The organism is Mesobacillus sp. ABV4_180 (assembly GCF_056158485.1).
The window spans coordinates 2,344,151-2,360,852 of record NZ_JBSWTJ010000001.1 but is presented as its reverse complement, the minus strand read 5'-3'; the positions used below and the strand labels follow the sequence as shown (position 1 = coordinate 2,360,852).

Below are 16,702 nucleotides of genomic sequence, written 5' to 3'. Positions count from 1 at the left end.
AAGGTGATGGAATGTTGACAGATCGTTTGAGACGTTTAAATAGATATAGAGAAATAGCTTCATTGTTTGTAAAGTATGGGTTTGGATATGTGCTGGACGAAGTCGGTCTGTTTCAGGTCCTTTCTTTAAGAGACAGGATAACGGCTGAAGTGAAAAACGGAAATACAAGAGAAGCTGGCCATCGTATCAGATGCATGCTGGAGGAATTAGGCCCTGCATTCATAAAGCTTGGCCAGCTGCTCAGCATCAGAAGTGATTTATTGCCTGCGGAAATTGTCAGGGAACTGGAGCTGCTGCAGGACCAGGTACCGCCTGTTCCAGTAGAGGAAATAAAAGAAAAGATCCAGGCTGAGTTTGGCAGGCCGGTGGAGGAGATTTTCGATTATTTTAACGAAGAATGCACAGCTGCAGCTTCGATCGGTCAGGTTCATGAAGCGGTCCTTCCTTCTGGAGTGGAAGTCATGGTGAAAATCCAGCGACCAGGAATTAAACAGGTAGTTGATTCTGATCTGGAAATATTGAAGGATCTTTCCAGATTAATTGAGCAGCGGTACGATTGGGCGCAATATTACAATGTCAGGGATATGGTGGAAGAATTATCCGAGTCCATTCGCAGGGAATTGGATTATTCCGAAGAAGCGCTTAATACGGACATGGTCCAAAGGCAGTTTTCTGATTGTGAATCGATCAAAGTACCGCTAGTGTATCATGATTATTCTACATCGCAGATTCTGACAATGGAAAAGATCAAGGGTATCAAACTAAATGAGCTAGTTAATATCATTGCAGAAAAAGATGAAAAAAGACGGATTGCGGACTCTCTGGTCAGTGCGTTTATTACCCAAATTTTAAAGGAAGGATTCTTTCATGGAGATCCACATCCTGGAAATATTCTCTATATCCCGGAGAAGCAGCAGATTGTGTTCATTGATTTTGGCCAAGTGGGAAGCCTTTCGGCAAGCATGAGATATGATACGGCCACGATGATGATGGGAATCATGCAAGAGGATACCCACCGAATCGTAAAGGCGATTTTCCGAATGGCGTATGTGCCGACAGATATAGATGAACAGCATTTCTACGATCATGTCGATGGAATCAGGAAAACGATCGAACATTCCTCTCAAAAAGGGCTTCATTTAGGACTGACTGTCAAAGAGTTGTTTGCAGCAGCGCAGGAACACCAAATTATTCTTCCGAAAGAAATGACGATGATGGGAAAAGCGCTCATTACAATTGAAGGAATCATAGCGGAATTGGACCCCAGCCTTAATATGATCGAACTTGCAAAACCATATGGGGAACAGCTTATGAGAGAAATGTATGACCCGATAAAAACAGGAAAAAGGCTTTGGAATAAAGCGGAGGACCTAACAGAACATTCACTAATATACCGAAACAGGTCGAGAATGTGCTGGAGCAAACTTCAAAAGGGGATTTAAAGTTTGAAATAAGCTTATCTGAAATTAACCGTATCCTTCATAAATTTGATCGAATCAGCAACCAGGTTTCCTTTAGTTTAACTTTGCTGGCCTTTAGCATCGTGGTCCTTGGATTGATTGTAGGTGCCACGTTTGGGAACAATACCGTCCTTACCAGTGTTCCGGCAATTGAAATAGGATTCGTCATTGCCTTTGGCATGTTTTTGTGGATTATCTATTCAATACTTAAATCAGGAAGGTTTTGACAGTGTAATCACTAAATCGGGCGGTGCGAATAGCATCGTCTAATTTTATGGTCTGTGTAGGGCTAAATGCGGTGCTTAAGGGCAATGGTAATTATAGTTAATCCTATAGTTTACGGAGGAAATAAGCATGCCTTGCAGAAGAACTGACGAATTGCATGAACTTGTTAAGGAAGCTAAAAAGTATACAGTGACCGGAAGGGTAGCCGATTATATTCCTGCACTGGCAAAGGCTCATCCTGAAGAATTATCGGTAGCAATCTTTCATAATGACGGCGAATGTGTTTCTGCTGGGGATGTACAGCAGAAACTTACATTGCAAAGTGTCTCCAAGGTGCTGACACTTGCACTCGCATTAATGGACTACGGTGAAGATAAGGTTTTTAGTAAAGTTGGCTATGAACCTACTGGAGACCCAATCAACTCAATCATCAAACTGGAATTCAGTCCTTCCAAACCGCTAAATCCCATGATCAATGCAGGAGCACTTGCTGTTACTCATATGATTAAAGGGGAGCATCCCAATGATCGTTTTGACCGTATACTATCATTTATTCAAAAACTGGCTGGGAATTCATCTATCGGTTTTTCAAAAGAAGTTGCCCAATCAGAATATGAAACTTCCGATCTGAATAGAGCTCTTTGCTATTTCATGAAACAGCATGGGGTCATAGAAGAAGATGTCGAAGAATTGCTGGAGGTTTATACAAGGCAATGTGCGATAGAAATGGACTGTTTGGATTTGGCGCGTATTGGCTGCGTTTTTGCCATGGATGGACTTGATCCAGTCACAAACAAAAGGCTGATTCCGGCCCATGTTGCGAGATTATGCAAAACTTTCATGGTTACTTGCGGAATGTACAATGCATCCGGGGAATTCGCAGTCCGTGTCGGAATACCGGCAAAAAGCGGGGTATCCGGCGGAATAATGGGGTCTGTTCCAAATCGGTTCGGCATAGGGATTCTGGGTCCGGCACTGGATGAAAAAGGGAACAGCATAGGTGGGATAAAATTGTTGGAGATGATGTCAGCGAGATATAAGATGAGCATGTTTTAGGAGCTCGAAAAACACGAAATAAAATGTGTAAATTAAAAAAGTGAAGGACGCGTACAAATGTACCGTCCTTGTTTTCGTTTTTCATTCAACTATCCCCCAAAGGCTTCGAGAATATCCTCAATTTCCTTCAGATTGAGCAGCTTCGCTGCATCTGTTTGATCCTTAGGTGTCCTTGGCTGTACCGCTGGCCTGATTTGATAAACACCATTTTCAAGGATCGACTTGATTTCTGCAAGCTCTTGTAAGATTTCAGCAGAGCCGCCATTCAGAGCCGGTTTGGGGCTCAGGTAATGGTGAAGCGCAGATAGAACCAAATGGCTAAGTGTGCTGTTTTCTGCATGGTATTCAATCTGATCCACAATTTTGGGTGAAATAGTGTAAGACTCACCAGTCTTGACATCAATATATCTTTCGGGGACAGTTATCGCGATCTTGTTGACGTAATCCGTATAAGTGTTTGACATACCGATCATCCTTCAACGGAAATTAGTTCCTCGGTATTCTCATGTTGTTTTTTAAGTTGATTCATTTTGGCTAAAATCATGAGTCCGAAGACATTCAGTTTTTCCAGATTTTCAGGAAAAGTCAGTTCGATCGGACGGCCTTTCTCAGACCATCTTACTGCGGCTTCCTGGATTTGTTTTTGTGCAAGCTTTGCAGCACCGCCGACGGCAATATATCGTGAGGCTCCCTTGATTTCACTCGAACTGCTTCTGGCCCGGTCGAAATGCTCAAGGTATTTGATCGCCATGATCCGTAATTGCGGAATTACATACTTGCTGATATCTTTCCTGACACCTGCAAAAGGTTCGACATACCATTCTGACTGTCCTGCAGAAAGCTTTTCTTCGAGTTCGGACCTAGAGTCAAATGTATAAAGTTCGTTCTTGCTCACTTTTTTAATGATGGTATCAAGGAATAAATTGATACCGAAGTGGTCCCCTTCTACAGAAGCCACTGGTTTATTATTCTTGATTCCTACAAAGTCAACTGAGTCACCGCCGAGGTCTCCGATGATGATTCCTTTTTTGGAATCTTTGACAAGGCTGTCGTCTTTGATGGCAAGTGTGTCGATATCGCGGATTAAGCCAAGATAAGCGCAGGCTCCTTCTGCACCGACAATGACATCTTTAATCTGAAGCTTGACAGTCAGTTCCTTCGGCTCTGGAATCCCGGCCACCTTGTGGAGGATGACCGAGTGATTTCCAATCAATCTTTGCTTCAATACTTCTTTCTTTTCCTTATATTGCGTAGTTGGAAGAGAAACAGCTAATTGATCGATCGTATAATTTATTTCAATGTCATCGGGATTGATAATTGAAGCGTGATAGGCTGCAGCGGCAAACAGAAGTATATATGTGCGTTCTTCGTCGGCTTTTTGATTATTGCTTGCAGTCAAGCTGACGTTCCTCTGTTTTGCAGCAGATTTTCCTGCGTAAAAAATTTCTCTTTTGTTCATGACCGCCGGGCTTTTTACCTCTACGATCAAATTTTCCTCGAGGTCAATATCTTCTTCGTCATAGGGCCTTTCGTAAAATTCATCGTCGTATAGTGCAATCGCATTGGGCATCTGGTATTCGCTAAGTTCCCCTTGATCAGAGGCCAAAACTTTATACCAGCTGTTCCCTATATCGACAGCAAAGAAATTATAATTATTCATTTTATCCTCCTCCTTTTGAATTCTATGCAATAGGCATGTTCAATTGTGCAAGTACCCATTGTATTAGAAGAATGAAATTTAAATGGGAAAGAAATCTCGGAAAATAGCAAAAATCCGCGTTTGTTCTGATTAATTTATCTATGCCAAAAAAACTAGAAGGAATAGGATAAATTGTACAAGAAATTTAAAAGGAGGAAATATGAATGACTAATGACCATAAAGGTTCACGTGGTTGTGTGAATGTGAATAAATCTGCTTCAATGCCGGAATGCGAAAATGTTAGGGCGGTTCCTGCTGGAGTAGGACCTCTTGCCAACCTTGCGATAACACTGGCTGATGTCAGAGTAACAGATCATCTTGTTGCGGAAATCCACTTCCCAGACCCAGTACTTGAAATTAAAGATATTAAGAAGCGGGTGAAAATTGTCCAATGTAGATTGCTTCTAGGGACAACATTCCCTGCAGCAGGTGTCCCGTTGTTCATCAAAGGATTCATCCGGAAGAATATCCAGTATGCTACACCTTGCCTTCACGCTAAGAGCGATTGTGTATCATCAGAAATGCGCTCTTTGACTGTTGATGTTCCTTTTGAGTGTGTAACTGTCCTGACACGGGATCGTTTCATTAGAGGACCAATTTTGCCTGTAGCGAACACTCGTGATGAATTTGATTTCTTCAGAGCTCAGAAGCTTGGCCATGGATTCCCTGAAAAGGACGAATTATTATCAAGCGACTTGTCTCAATTCCATCAGGTAAGCACTCAGAACTATAACCCGATCACATTTTGTGAATTGGTGGAGAGCAGCATTGTTCAATGGGATGAAGCAATCGACCGTTATCCGCTGCCTAATAATGGACCTTTCGAAGAAGGAACATTCCAAACGATCATTGAAAAAACATTCCTGCAGTTCCGAGTAAGAGTTTATCAAAACCAGCAAATTGATATCTCTGATTTATTCGATGGTGATTAATTAATAGCAGAATTCTAATAATACGGAATTTGAACGACGACAAAAGCATGGCGAAGTCCAGAAGATTCTGGAGCCGCCATGTTTTTTCGTCTTTATGTTCCATACATATTCATGATCAATACTTTTTGTTAATTAACAATAGAAGCAAAAAAAGATATAAAAAAATTTTGCCATTGGCTTTTGGCATGTACATCCCAGGAAAATTAAGGGATGTCAATGGGTACCTGCCTCAAATTTCCCTTGTGTATACGGGCATATGCCTAGACCCATATCATCATGGTGCATAGTATAGACCATCTTCACTCTAAGGAGTTTTAAGGAGGAGCCATGTATGTTTGAATTAGATAAAAATAAAAAGCCCGATTTTGAGTGTAAGCCTTCAAAGGATCAATTTGAATGCAAGCCTCACCATCATCACCCACATGTAAGCTTAGGAAAGATTGTTACAAAAGTTCCTGTTGTTCTTGCGGAATTGACGCTGCATGTGAACCTGGATACAATCATCAATTTTCCAGAGCCAGTCCTTGAAATCAAGGATATCAAGAAAAGGATTAAATTGACGCAATGCAGACTTTTATTGCCAACTAATAAATTGTTCATTAAAGGATTTGTCAGGAAGAATATCCAATATGCAAGTCCTAGCCATGAAATAGAAGCATCATCATCTACGTCAGTTGCTTCTGACTTGCATTCTTATACTGTCGACATTCCGTTCCAGGTTGTGACTGAGATTAAACACTTCCTGTCTCACCCGGTAATGCCACAGGTGAACAACCGTAAGGAATTTGATTTCTTTGTATCAAAACCATTGTCTACAGGCTTCCCGGAAAAGGATGAATTGCTGACTAGCGATTTATCTCAATTCCATCAGGAAAGCTGCCAGCATTATAATGAATTGCCATTCTGCGAATTGGTGTCCAGCCAGATCATTGAATGGGATGAAGCGATTGACCGTCAGCCGCTTCCTACATCTTCACCGATTGACGAAGGTTTTTTCCAGACAATCGAAGAAAAGATGGTAATCGATTTCACTGTCCGCGTCCTGCAAAATCAGCAAATCCGCGTGTCTTCAGCTACAAATGATCCAGATTACTGTGACGAATCAGAATAACATTTAAGCTAATGCGGGGTATTATACTAATTTTCCATAGTATATGCCCCTTTGTGTTTTAACGAAGAAGTGTGAAAGGAGGGTAGGGAAAGGATGCATTAAAACGCAGTACCTTCCAATGAACATGGAAAATGGAAATAGAACGTTTCATGAAATGAACCTGTTTCAAGGAAATTGGAGAAATACCGGAATAACATCAATGCCGGAAACAAGCGATCAGGAAATGGAAAAAGTCTTTGAGGAAATTGAGCAAGATCTTGCAAATAGCCGTTTTGTTAACGACAATGTCACCCGGCCGAGAGTGGGAGGCAATCGCTCAGGTAAGCCTTTAATACTTGCCCCACCTGCAATAAAAAGCGTGCAAGAAAAACCATTTAAAAAACGTGTTACCATGGAAGATTCGTACGATGATGATACTCCTGATCAATTAGAATCAGTTGGAAATTTTCCAGAAGAAGAAAAAATTCACGAGCTACTTGAAAGCTCAGAAGAATCCTCGGAGTCAGAAGAGTTGATTTTCCTGGATGAGCATGAGTTATCAGCTGCGATGAATAAAGATTATAGTGGTCTAGATGAGTATGATTCCTTAGAAGAAAGTCACGAGGAAACACAGGAATATCAACTTGAATCGTCAAGTTATCACGAGGATTCAATTAAATTAGCTACTGCTGCCTATAGGGGAAGGGAGTATCAATCAGCCAGCACAAAGGTGCGCTTACCAATCCATCTAGCTCATGTCGACCTGGAAGTGGATATATTTGATACATTCAATCTTTCAAGGCCAATATCATCTGTATCGAATGTAGAATGTTCGCTGCATTCAATCGATGCAGAAGTATTGCTGCCTTCAGCAAATTTATTTACAAAAGGGGTTCTTCTTTTAACAATCGATTATGTATGCAGTAATGATACCGGAACAATGCATTCAATCAAGATCCATATTCCGTGGAAAAAAATCATTCCAGTCAAATGGACGCATCATCCGGAACTTTCATCAAAAGCCAGCAAGGAGTATATGTTTACATCACCACTAGGTATGGAAGCAGGATTTACCCGCGAATACAAAGAGAGTCTGGTTGAAAAGGTGAATTTTCATTTATCTAATTTGCACTGTGTCTGGAATGAACAGTTCATAAATAATGACAGGGTTTTGGTGCAGGGGACGGCAAGGATGCAAATTGATCTTTTTCAGAAGCAATGTCTGGATTTGGAAAAGTTGCTTATGTGAAAATAAATCAGAGGGTGCCTCACAATTGAGACACCCTGATTATTTAACCTTGATGGCGTTTAGTTAAATCGCTCATTCTTTCCTTCATAGTCTTCTGCTGGTACTCCATTTCATACCCTGACTCAGAAGAAGATGATGAAGACTCTTCATACTCGCCATATTTTTTATGTGGTAAATTTACCTGTTGCTTCTGAAGCAATTTGAAGAATAAACCAACTTCCATCTTTTCTGTGATGCGGTTGAATCTTCCCCAGTTGTCAAAATCCTTGAATAAATCTAGGTCATTTACGAAGGAAGCGAGAAGTTTGCATTCGATTGGCTCATTGTAGAATTCATACGTAAATGCTCCAGATGTGCAATTGTCAGCGCCATGTCCTTTTTTATCGATGAACCTTCTTTCATAAACAGTGTTCTTTTGGCTCAGGTTTTCGAAATCAGGGTAGTTGAAGACCTTGACAGCGTCACTGCAAGTAAATGGAACGTCTACGCTGAAGTCCTTCAGCAAGCCGCTGCATTGTTCTACATACTGGATGTTTTTGTGGACAACACCAGAAATATAGAGTTTTACCTTTTTGTAATCCATGGCAGATCGGATTGCCTTGCACTGAGTCAAAGTTACGTTCCTGCGCATGTGCTTGATCTCACGAGCTGCAGTAGGAAGATAGATATTGGCTTCTACTTCAACCTGTAATTCGACTTCTGCTAATGCCACATCAACGTCAACGACTGGGAATTTTAGATGATTGCCATAAGGATAGAAGGAATCTGCATCGCAATCTACGTGAAACGTTTTTGCTTTATCACAAGAAAGCTGTGGCGGGCAGCCATGGTGCGAATTGCAACCTGTATTTTTCTTCATTTTTTTCACTCCTTTATTTTATAATCAAAAGCAGTAAGAAACAGATGATTTCCGTTTCTTTCTTTTGACTTACTATTTTATATGCCAGTACATGAGCAAATGAATAGACGAATGATAGAGGGCAATCACACATATTTTATTTTTATGTCCGCGTATAAGAGAATACGGGACAAGTGCTGATTAATAGAAACAGACAGAACCCCCGACAAAGTACGGGGGTTCTGTAACAGAAGATGACTTTGTTTATTTGGGGCGCTTGCTGTTGCCAGAGCATAATAGCTTTGATGGATCCATCTTCTTCGCTTTAACAGGCGGGAAACAGGTAATCCCGACAAAATCCTTTAAATCAACCTCAAAGCAGGCTCCTGTCCGGATGAAACCCTCAATACCGTGATGCTTTCCTTCGCACCGATCTGGACATAGAAGCTCCAGAATCGCACAGCAATTTGAGCCTTTAACAAAATCAGCAACGCGGAAAAAAGTAGATTTGATATCATAGAAACACCCATTGATCTTGACTACGCCAGTACCGACAAAAGTCTCGCAATCACCTTTGCTGCAGCCGCATAATAACTTAAAAGGAATCGTATCGAAGTCTGATTGCTTGCATTGATGAAGAAGTTCTTTTATTGACTTGTCACAGCTTACATCACAGCCGTGTTTTTTTCTGCTTACTTCATGCTGTGCTTCATTAATATCCCTTACCTTTTTACAAACACAGCTGTGGGAATGCTTATCATGGTCCTTTTTACATCCACAGTCATGGAAATCGTGGTCATGGTCTTTGTGGTGGTCACGGTCTTTATGATGATCACGGTCTTTGTGATGATCACGGTCTTTATGATGATCACGGTCTTTGTGATGATCGCGGAAATCATGTTCAACCCTGTCTTTGTGTTTATCATGCTTTTTAGGTTTATCCCTATCCCCATGCTTCATTTTATCTTTTTTGCATCCACAATCATCGTCATGTTCATGATAGTAGTTCATAAAACGTGCCTCTCCTTTCTTATAGATGGTGATGTATTATCAGGATATGGGGAAAAGCATTGCTTTGTATGGGGATGTGACTATATAACTGAAAATTATGGGGAAACCGTTGAAGAAAATTTGCTATTTCTTAACATTCCATTCAATATTAATAGCAGCAAATAGAAATTGGAGGAATTGCAGTTATGTTAAAAAAACAGATTGAGGCTTATCTAAAAGCGGCGAATGGTGCTGTTGGTTTACCTGAAGAAGAAAGAGAATATGCTGAACGTCATGGTATGCTTACAGACATCCCGGTTAATGAACTGTCATCTGAAGACCGCTTTGCAAAAGCCTATATTGAACGAGGAAACAAAGAAACCGAGGAATTCCTTGGAGAAGAATCATTCGATTTTCTGAAAAAGCCAATTGGTTATTTTTCAGAGAATAAAAACGAATTCATGTACATGGAATCAGAATGGTTTAACATGATTGGTGTAGATGCTGTCAGTTTCGAAAAGGATGATGTCTTTGGAAATTACGATGTCATGCTGGGCTTGAAACTTCAAAAAAAATATGAGCAAGCGATCAAGTCATATTTGAATGAGAATATCCAGGGAGAAGGTAGTCGGTATGACTTGATGTTTGATGGAAATGAAGGCCTATGGAGCCTTAACTTCGCCCTGAATAATCTTGAAGGATTTCGAGATGATTTCACAATTGGCGAAGCTTATAGTCTCATCTACAGATTCCTGTTCAGGCTCGCTGAATTAGTTGAAAACAGGCATTAAGTAAATAATGCGCCTTGATGGCGCTTTTTTTTAAAATAGTAAGAAACTACAAAATTAACTTCGAGAAATGTCCAGCTGCAGCGCCTAGCCCCTCGAGACGTTTCGGTCCGCCCAATGAAGTCAAAGAACGACTTCACCGGTCGGCCCTCCAACGCTTGTCGGGGCTGACCAAGGCGCTTACGCTTTTCTATACTTTAGCATGGCATCATACTACTATATTAGAATACTAAAATTTCCCAAAACGGTTGACATGTTCCATGCGGGCACATAAAATTAGTATTAGTTATTAGTTAATAGTAAAAATTCAGAAATCGGGGATTTTCATGAGCAAAAGTGCGATTGGTAAAACAGCGATGCTGCTTGCCTCATTAACAGAAGAAGAGATGCTTTTCTTTAACCAATCTCTAAAAGATGTTAAGTATTGTATTGGCAAGGTTGGATCGATGAATATGCAAAAAGTGATTTCCGCAGTGGAAACGGCAGCCAAACGCCATGGGATCATTCATCCAAGTTTATATCGTGAAACTCATGCGCTTTATCATGCGATCATGGAAGGCATGGAAGGTGTGACAAGAGGTCACCTGGCCATCGGCGATATGAGCCGGACAGTCGGCCTTCGATTTGCCGTCGTGCGCGGAACGCCCTTTGCTGAAAAAGGCGAAGGAGAATGGATTGCCGTAGCGTTCTATGGAACGATAGGGGCTCCTGTTAAAGGTTCTGAACATGAAACAGTTGGATTAGGAATTAATCACATATAGTTTTACATTGCCTATAGTCCATAAGTCAGTAGGAGGCGATGATGGTTTAAATATGCCATTGTCGTCTCCTTTTTATTTTATCCAATAAGGGGGTTGCTAAAATGGTTGTTTTGACAGGAGAAACATTAACATTAGAACAAATCAGGCAAGTCTGCTACCAGGAAGAGGTTGTTGCCATAAGCCCGGAAAGTATGCGTAAGGTGGAAGAAAGCAGGGCAGCGGTGGAAAAAATCGTAGCTGAAAAGCGTACGATCTATGGAATCAATACAGGTTTCGGGAAATTCAGCGATGTTGTGATTGATGAAAAAGATGTAAACGCTTTGCAGTTAAATTTGATCCGTTCCCATGCGTGCGGAGTTGGTGAGCCGTTTCCTGAAGTTGTTTCAAGAGCAATGGTACTCCTTAGGCTAAACGCGTTGATAAAGGGTTTTTCAGGAATCAGGCCAGTGATTGTCGAGAGGCTCAAGGAGTTAATCAATCTGCAAATCCATCCGGTAGTACCACAGCAGGGATCTCTTGGCGCTTCAGGTGATTTGGCGCCACTTTCCCATCTGGCACTAGTGCTGCTGGGTGAAGGAAAAGTCTTTTACAAGGGAAATGTTTGTACGACAGCAGAGGCATATAAATTGGAAGGCCTTGAGCCTGTCGTTCTTCAAGCGAAAGAAGGACTCGCCTTGATTAATGGTACCCAGGCAATGACAGCAATGGGTGTTGTTAACTGGATTGAAGCCAATGACCTCGCTTTCCAATCAGAATGGATCGCCGCTCTTACAATGGAGGGGCTTGAGGGTGTTATTGACGCTTTCCATCCCGCAATCCATGAAGCCCGTGGCTATAAGCAGCAAATCGCAGTAGCAGAGCGAATGAGGAATTTGCTGTCAGGAAGCCAGCTGACAACACGACAGGGAGTAAAAAGAGTACAGGATGCTTATTCCCTAAGGTGCATCCCGCAAGTACATGGAGCATCTTGGCAGGCGCTTGATTATGTAAAAGAAAAGCTAGAAATTGAAATGAATGCGGCGACCGACAATCCATTGATTTTTGATGGTGGTGAAACAGTGATTTCCGGTGGTAATTTTCACGGCCAGCCGATTGCGATTGCAATGGATTTCATGAAGATTGCTGTTGCGGAATTTGCCAGCATATCTGAACGAAGGATTGAACGGCTGGTGAACCCGCAATTGAATGATCTACCGCCATTTTTAAGTCCGCAGCCAGGGCTTCAATCAGGTGCGATGATCATGCAATATGCTGCAGCGTCTCTTGTATCAGAGAATAAGACGCTTGCCCACCCAGCAAGTGTAGATTCTATCCCATCGTCAGCCAACCAGGAAGATCACGTCAGCATGGGAACGATTGCATCCCGTCATGCTTACAGCATCATCCAAAACGTAAGGCGCGTGCTTGCAATTGAGTGCATTTGCGCCATGCAGGCAGTCGAATACCGCGGAATTGACAAGATGTCCTCTAAGACAAGGGCATTTTACGAAGATGCAAGAATAATAGTCCCATCCATTACAGAAGACAGGATTTTTTCAGAAGACATTGAAAAACTTACAGAATGGCTAAAAAAAAATAATAGACAGTGGACAGCTGTAAGGAACGAAGAAGCAAGCCTTGTTTAAACCTTAAAACTACTATCCAAAGGAGTGTTATTAGATGGCAATCGAAGCGAAAAGAAATATTAGAGCTAAAAAGGGTCTTGAACTCGAGTGCAAAGGCTGGGAGCAGGAAGCGGCATTAAGGATGCTGTATAACAATCTGGATCCAGAGGTTGCAGAAAAGCCTGAGGATTTGGTCGTCTATGGCGGTATCGGCAAAGCGGCACGCAACTGGGAAGCTTTTGACGCAATCGTTGATACACTGCGCAGGCTGGAAAATGATGAAACAATGCTTGTTCAATCCGGGAAACCTGTAGCAGTTTTCAAGACACATAAAGCTGCTCCGCGCGTTTTGTTGTCCAATTCCGTTTTAGTGCCAAAGTGGGCGAATTGGGATCATTTCCACGAGCTCGACAAAAAAGGATTAATGATGTACGGCCAGATGACAGCAGGAAGCTGGATCTATATTGGCTCACAGGGGATCCTGCAAGGAACTTATGAAACATTTGCAGAGGTTGCACGGCAGCACTTCGGCGGCTCGCTGAAGAACACAATCACCCTGACAGCTGGTCTTGGCGGCATGGGTGGAGCACAGCCGCTGGCAGTTACAATGAACGGAGGTGTCTGTATCGCTGTTGAAATCGATCCTGAGCGAATCCAAAAGCGTATTGACACACGTTATTGTGACAGGATGACTGCTTCTATTGATGAAGCGATTGAATGGGCAAAGGATGCAAAGCATAAAGGTGAAGCACTTTCTATCGGGCTGGTCGGAAATGCTGCAGAAATCCATCTTGAGCTGCTCCAAAGAAATTTCAAAGTTGATATCGTTACCGACCAGACTTCAGCTCATGACCCATTGAATGGTTACATCCCTGTAGGTCTGACTTTAGAAGAAGCAGACAGACTTCGCGAGGCAGACCCAACTGAATATGTAAAACAATCCTCATTCTCGATGGCGAAACATGTTGCAGCTATGCTCGATTTCCAGCGCAGAGGCGCAGTCACTTTTGATTACGGTAATAATATCCGCCAGGTTGCCAAGGATCATGGGGAAGAGCATGCATTTGATTTCCCTGGTTTCGTACCTGCCTATATTCGTCCGTTATTCTGCGAGGGCAAAGGACCGTTCCGTTGGGCAGCCCTTTCTGGTGATCCTGCAGACATCCATCGTACTGATGAGCTTATTAAAGAATTATTCCCTGAAAATGAACCGTTGCAGCGCTGGATCGACATGGCTCAGGAAAAAGTAGAGTTCCAGGGTCTGCCTGCCAGAATTTGCTGGCTTGGCTACGGGGAACGTGTGAAGATGGGGCTTGCGATCAATGAACTGGTACGAAAAGGTGAACTGAAAGCCCCAATCGTCATTGGCCGCGACCATTTGGACAGTGGGTCTGTTGCTTCTCCAAACCGCGAAACAGAAGCGATGAAGGATGGCAGCGATGCAGTAGGCGACTGGGCAATCCTGAACGCATTAGTCAATGTCGCAGCCGGCGGGTCATGGATTTCGGTCCACCATGGCGGCGGCGTAGGGATGGGTTACTCGCTTCATGCTGGTATGGTCGTAGTCGCTGACGGTACCGATCTTGCGGAAGAACGCTTGCAAAGAGTCCTGACAACAGATCCAGGAATGGGTGTCGTCCGCCATGTTGACGCAGGCTACGAAAAAGCAATTGAAACAGCCAAGGAAAAAGGCGTCGATATCCCGATGATGCCTTAAAAACGTATTGGATCCTTTACACTGTTCCATTGTGGGCATGGGAGAACAGAAAAGAATCCCATGAAGCTTGTGAAAGAAAGGGTGGAAGACAATTGACATACGATTTACTTGTACACAATATTGGCCAGCTGATTTTGCCAAAAAGTACTGATAAGCCCCTAAAGGGTCAGGAAATGAAAGAACTGAAAATAATGGAAGACGCAGCGATGGCAATCATGGAAGGGAAGATTGCCTGGCTTGGTTCCAATGCGGATGCAGCTTCAATTAAGGCATCTAAGCTCATTGATGCAAATGGGAAGGTGGTTTCCCCTGGCCTTGTTGATCCCCATACACATTTAGTTTTCGGAGGGTCCCGTGAGAACGAGCTTTCCTTGAAGCAAGCGGGTGTTCCTTATTTGGAAATACTGGCTCAGGGAGGCGGTATTTTATCAACAGTTGCTTCAACAAAAAAAGCTTCTGAAAATGAACTTTTTGAAAAGGCTTCGTTCCATCTAGAGAGAATGATTTCGTATGGTGTGACAACGATGGAAGCCAAGAGCGGCTATGGACTTGATGCAGAAACAGAATTGAAACAGCTCAGGGTAGTGAAGAAACTGAAAGAAAAGTATCCTATCGCAATCGTCTCGACTTTTCTTGGTGCGCACGCAGTTCCCCCCGCTTTTAAGGGGAAGGAAGATCAGTTCCTGGGAGAGATGTCACAGTTGTTTGAGGAGATTAAACAATCAGATCTTGCTGAGTTCGTAGATATTTTTTGTGAGACGGGTGTTTTCACAATAAGTCAGTCAAGAGAGTTTTTGCAAAAGGCTAAGGAACTTGGTTTTGGCTTGAAAATCCATGCGGATGAAATTGATCCGCTTGGAGGCACTGAGCTTGCAGTGGAGTTGGGGGCTGCAAGTGCGGACCATCTGGTTGCGGCCTCCGATGAAGGAATCAAGATGCTCAGCGAAGGCGAAACAGTAGCGGTATTGCTTCCAGGTACTACTTTTTACCTCGGGAAGGATCATTTTGCACGTGCGAGAAAGATGATTGATGATGGTGCAGCAGTGGCATTGGCAACGGATTTCAATCCGGGAAGCTGTGTCACGGAAAACTTGCAGATGATTATGTCGCTTGCTGCATTAAAGCTGAAAATGTCTGCAGAAGAGATCTGGAATGCTGTCACTGTTAATGCTGCTCATGCAATCGGGAAAAGTTCAGAGGCGGGTTCGTTGGATGTTGGCAAATCTGCTGATTTTGTCATCTGGGATGTTCCAAACTATCAATATATTCCTTATCACTTCGGTGTGAATCACGCGCAAAGTGTCTATCATTCTGGTAAAAAACTTTGGGAAAGGACTCCTTATGGTGAATTTCAGTTATCTTCAGCCAGGTAAGCCGGCAGTTTTCAAAGACCAGCATGTAACGAAAGTCAATGAGTGCCTATCTCCATATTCAGAAGGAGTAAAAGGGGAGTTTGGAATGATCGGTCTTCCTTTCTCCAAAACATCCATATCATTGTCACAGGCGTCTGATGCCCCGAGAACAATCAGGGCATGCTTGAGCGGGTTTTCTACTTTCTCAGGAGAAAAGGATTCGGATTACAAGGATGTAAGGATCATTGACTTTGGAGATGTGCAGACACATCCTACAGATATGGAAGCCTCCATCGAGCGTCTTCATGTAAGTGTGGCAGAGATGCTCGACAAGAACGCCTGTGAAAGATACATCATGCTAGGAGGAGACCATGGTGTTAGCTATCCATCGATTCGCGCTTTCAAAGAGCGCTTTGGTGAGATTGGAGTAATCCAATGGGACGCGCACCATGATGTCAGGAACCTCGAGGATGGAGGACGAACGAACGGTACCCCTTTCAGAAGTCTTATAGAGGGCGACTTTTTAAAAGGGGAGCATCTCGTCCAAGTTGGTATTCGCGATTATGCAAATGCAAAGAAATATCATGATTATACGAGAGAAAAAGGGATTTCTGTTTATACGATGGAGGATGTAGAGTCAAGCGGAATCGTCCCAATCATGAAAAAGGAACTGGACAGATTATCGAAATTGGTAGATTTCATCTATTTATCAGTAGATATGGATGTGGTCGATCAAGCCTTTGCTCCAGGTTGTCCGGCGATTGGGCCAGGAGGAATCACGAGCAGGGAATTACTATCCAGCATATCCATAGCTGCTTCCCATGATAAAGTTAGGGCAATGGATATTGTTGAAATAGATCCTTCTAAAGACTTCCGGGATATTACGAGCAGACTGGCAGCAGCCGCAATGCTTCGTTTTATGTATAATTAAAAATCAAACA

At 42.7% G+C, this 16,702-nt stretch carries 16 protein-coding genes; 12 read left to right on the top strand and 4 right to left on the bottom strand.

The genetic code is table 11. From position 1 onward, the window contains the following. Positions 1-14: 14 nt before the first annotated feature. The 3 genes from ACXAEA_RS12045 to glsA all read left to right on the top strand — a co-directional run bounded on the left by ACXAEA_RS12045 (position 15) and on the right by glsA (position 2,741). A complete protein-coding gene (locus tag ACXAEA_RS12045) occupies positions 15-1,442 on the top strand; it encodes an ABC1 kinase family protein (RefSeq protein WP_475096122.1) in 1,428 nt (475 codons plus the stop codon). Next, positions 1,412-1,687, top strand: a complete 276-nt coding sequence (locus ACXAEA_RS12040) for a hypothetical protein (protein ID WP_475096121.1) — start codon at positions 1,412-1,414, stop codon at positions 1,685-1,687. Before ACXAEA_RS12045 ends, ACXAEA_RS12040 begins: the two co-directional genes overlap by 31 nt. A gap of 127 nt (positions 1,688-1,814) precedes the next feature. Further along, on the top strand, positions 1,815-2,741 hold the full coding sequence (gene glsA, locus ACXAEA_RS12035; protein ID WP_475096120.1) for a glutaminase A: 927 nt from the start codon (positions 1,815-1,817) through the stop codon (positions 2,739-2,741). A gap of 89 nt (positions 2,742-2,830) precedes the next feature. Here the strand turns inward: glsA and ACXAEA_RS12030 are convergent, their stop codons facing one another. Together ACXAEA_RS12030 and ACXAEA_RS12025 are read right to left on the bottom strand one after the other, a co-directional pair. Further along, the gene (locus ACXAEA_RS12030) at positions 2,831-3,205 is read right to left on the bottom strand and encodes a hypothetical protein (RefSeq protein ID WP_475096119.1); all 375 of its coding nucleotides are present in this window, start codon (positions 3,203-3,205) and stop codon (positions 2,831-2,833) included. A 5-nt stretch (positions 3,206-3,210) separates the two neighbouring features. Next, entirely contained in the window at positions 3,211-4,401 is a 1,191-nt protein-coding gene (locus tag ACXAEA_RS12025) for a ParM/StbA family protein (RefSeq protein WP_475096118.1), read from the bottom strand. Between the two features lie 203 nt (positions 4,402-4,604). Here ACXAEA_RS12025 and ACXAEA_RS12020 point away from each other — a divergent pair, with 203 nt between their 5' ends. The 3 genes from ACXAEA_RS12020 to ACXAEA_RS12010 all read left to right on the top strand — a co-directional run bounded on the left by ACXAEA_RS12020 (position 4,605) and on the right by ACXAEA_RS12010 (position 7,711). After that, complete coding sequence (locus ACXAEA_RS12020) at positions 4,605-5,372, top strand: CsxC family protein (protein ID WP_475096117.1); 768 nt, start codon at positions 4,605-4,607, stop codon at positions 5,370-5,372. A 331-nt stretch (positions 5,373-5,703) separates the two neighbouring features. Further along, positions 5,704-6,483 (top strand): CsxC family protein, encoded by a 780-nt coding sequence (locus ACXAEA_RS12015; protein ID WP_475096116.1) that lies wholly within the window; start codon positions 5,704-5,706, stop codon positions 6,481-6,483. Between the two features lie 118 nt (positions 6,484-6,601). After that, on the top strand, positions 6,602-7,711 hold the full coding sequence (locus ACXAEA_RS12010; RefSeq protein WP_475096115.1) for a hypothetical protein: 1,110 nt from the start codon (positions 6,602-6,604) through the stop codon (positions 7,709-7,711). Positions 7,712-7,754: 43 nt separating this feature from the next. On the opposite strand, the gene ACXAEA_RS12005 is transcribed toward ACXAEA_RS12010, so the two are convergent. Both ACXAEA_RS12005 and ACXAEA_RS12000 read right to left on the bottom strand, forming a co-directional pair. Then, positions 7,755-8,570 (bottom strand): CsxC family protein, encoded by an 816-nt coding sequence (locus tag ACXAEA_RS12005; protein ID WP_475096114.1) that lies wholly within the window; start codon positions 8,568-8,570, stop codon positions 7,755-7,757. Between the two features lie 243 nt (positions 8,571-8,813). After that, a complete protein-coding gene (locus tag ACXAEA_RS12000; protein ID WP_475096113.1) occupies positions 8,814-9,560 on the bottom strand; it encodes a CotY/CotZ family spore coat protein in 747 nt (248 codons plus the stop codon). A 185-nt stretch (positions 9,561-9,745) separates the two neighbouring features. Here ACXAEA_RS12000 and ACXAEA_RS11995 point away from each other — a divergent pair, with 185 nt between their 5' ends. The 6 genes from ACXAEA_RS11995 to hutG all read left to right on the top strand — a co-directional run bounded on the left by ACXAEA_RS11995 (position 9,746) and on the right by hutG (position 16,692). Beyond that, positions 9,746-10,330, top strand: a complete 585-nt coding sequence (locus ACXAEA_RS11995) for a branched-chain amino acid aminotransferase (protein ID WP_475096112.1) — start codon at positions 9,746-9,748, stop codon at positions 10,328-10,330. Positions 10,331-10,653: 323 nt separating this feature from the next. Beyond that, positions 10,654-11,088: a hut operon transcriptional regulator HutP gene (gene hutP / locus ACXAEA_RS11990; protein WP_475096111.1), complete on the top strand. Its 435-nt coding sequence runs from the start codon at positions 10,654-10,656 to the stop codon at positions 11,086-11,088. A gap of 101 nt (positions 11,089-11,189) precedes the next feature. After that, positions 11,190-12,713: a histidine ammonia-lyase gene (gene hutH / locus ACXAEA_RS11985; protein ID WP_475096110.1), complete on the top strand. Its 1,524-nt coding sequence runs from the start codon at positions 11,190-11,192 to the stop codon at positions 12,711-12,713. A gap of 34 nt (positions 12,714-12,747) precedes the next feature. Then, positions 12,748-14,409 (top strand): urocanate hydratase, encoded by a 1,662-nt coding sequence (gene hutU / locus ACXAEA_RS11980; RefSeq protein ID WP_475096109.1) that lies wholly within the window; start codon positions 12,748-12,750, stop codon positions 14,407-14,409. Between the two features lie 92 nt (positions 14,410-14,501). Further along, complete coding sequence (gene hutI, locus ACXAEA_RS11975; protein ID WP_475096108.1) at positions 14,502-15,782, top strand: imidazolonepropionase; 1,281 nt, start codon at positions 14,502-14,504, stop codon at positions 15,780-15,782. Further along, positions 15,751-16,692, top strand: coding sequence for a formimidoylglutamase (gene hutG, locus ACXAEA_RS11970; RefSeq protein ID WP_475096107.1), 942 nt, complete (start codon positions 15,751-15,753; stop codon positions 16,690-16,692). Before hutI ends, hutG begins: the two co-directional genes overlap by 32 nt. Positions 16,693-16,702: the final 10 nt, after the last annotated feature.

Excerpts from the sequence above, each read along its gene's own strand:
- ACXAEA_RS12015 (WP_475096116.1), top strand. The coding sequence starts at position 5,704 with ATGTTTGAATTAGATAAAAATAAAAAGCCCGATTTTGAGTGTAAGCCT.
- hutP (WP_475096111.1), top strand. The coding sequence starts at position 10,654 with ATGAGCAAAAGTGCGATTGGTAAAACAGCGATGCTGCTTGCCTCATTA.
- glsA (WP_475096120.1), top strand. The coding sequence starts at position 1,815 with ATGCCTTGCAGAAGAACTGACGAATTGCATGAACTTGTTAAGGAAGCT.
- ACXAEA_RS12030 (WP_475096119.1), bottom strand. The coding sequence starts at position 3,205 with ATGTCAAACACTTATACGGATTACGTCAACAAGATCGCGATAACTGTC.
- hutU (WP_475096109.1), top strand. The coding sequence starts at position 12,748 with ATGGCAATCGAAGCGAAAAGAAATATTAGAGCTAAAAAGGGTCTTGAA.
- ACXAEA_RS12010 (WP_475096115.1), top strand. The coding sequence starts at position 6,602 with ATGAACATGGAAAATGGAAATAGAACGTTTCATGAAATGAACCTGTTT.
- hutG (WP_475096107.1), top strand. The coding sequence starts at position 15,751 with ATGGTGAATTTCAGTTATCTTCAGCCAGGTAAGCCGGCAGTTTTCAAA.
- ACXAEA_RS12000 (WP_475096113.1), bottom strand. The coding sequence starts at position 9,560 with ATGAACTACTATCATGAACATGACGATGATTGTGGATGCAAAAAAGAT.
- ACXAEA_RS11995 (WP_475096112.1), top strand. The coding sequence starts at position 9,746 with ATGTTAAAAAAACAGATTGAGGCTTATCTAAAAGCGGCGAATGGTGCT.
- ACXAEA_RS12025 (WP_475096118.1), bottom strand. The coding sequence starts at position 4,401 with ATGAATAATTATAATTTCTTTGCTGTCGATATAGGGAACAGCTGGTAT.
- ACXAEA_RS12005 (WP_475096114.1), bottom strand. The coding sequence starts at position 8,570 with ATGAAGAAAAATACAGGTTGCAATTCGCACCATGGCTGCCCGCCACAG.
- ACXAEA_RS12020 (WP_475096117.1), top strand. The coding sequence starts at position 4,605 with ATGACTAATGACCATAAAGGTTCACGTGGTTGTGTGAATGTGAATAAA.
- hutH (WP_475096110.1), top strand. The coding sequence starts at position 11,190 with ATGGTTGTTTTGACAGGAGAAACATTAACATTAGAACAAATCAGGCAA.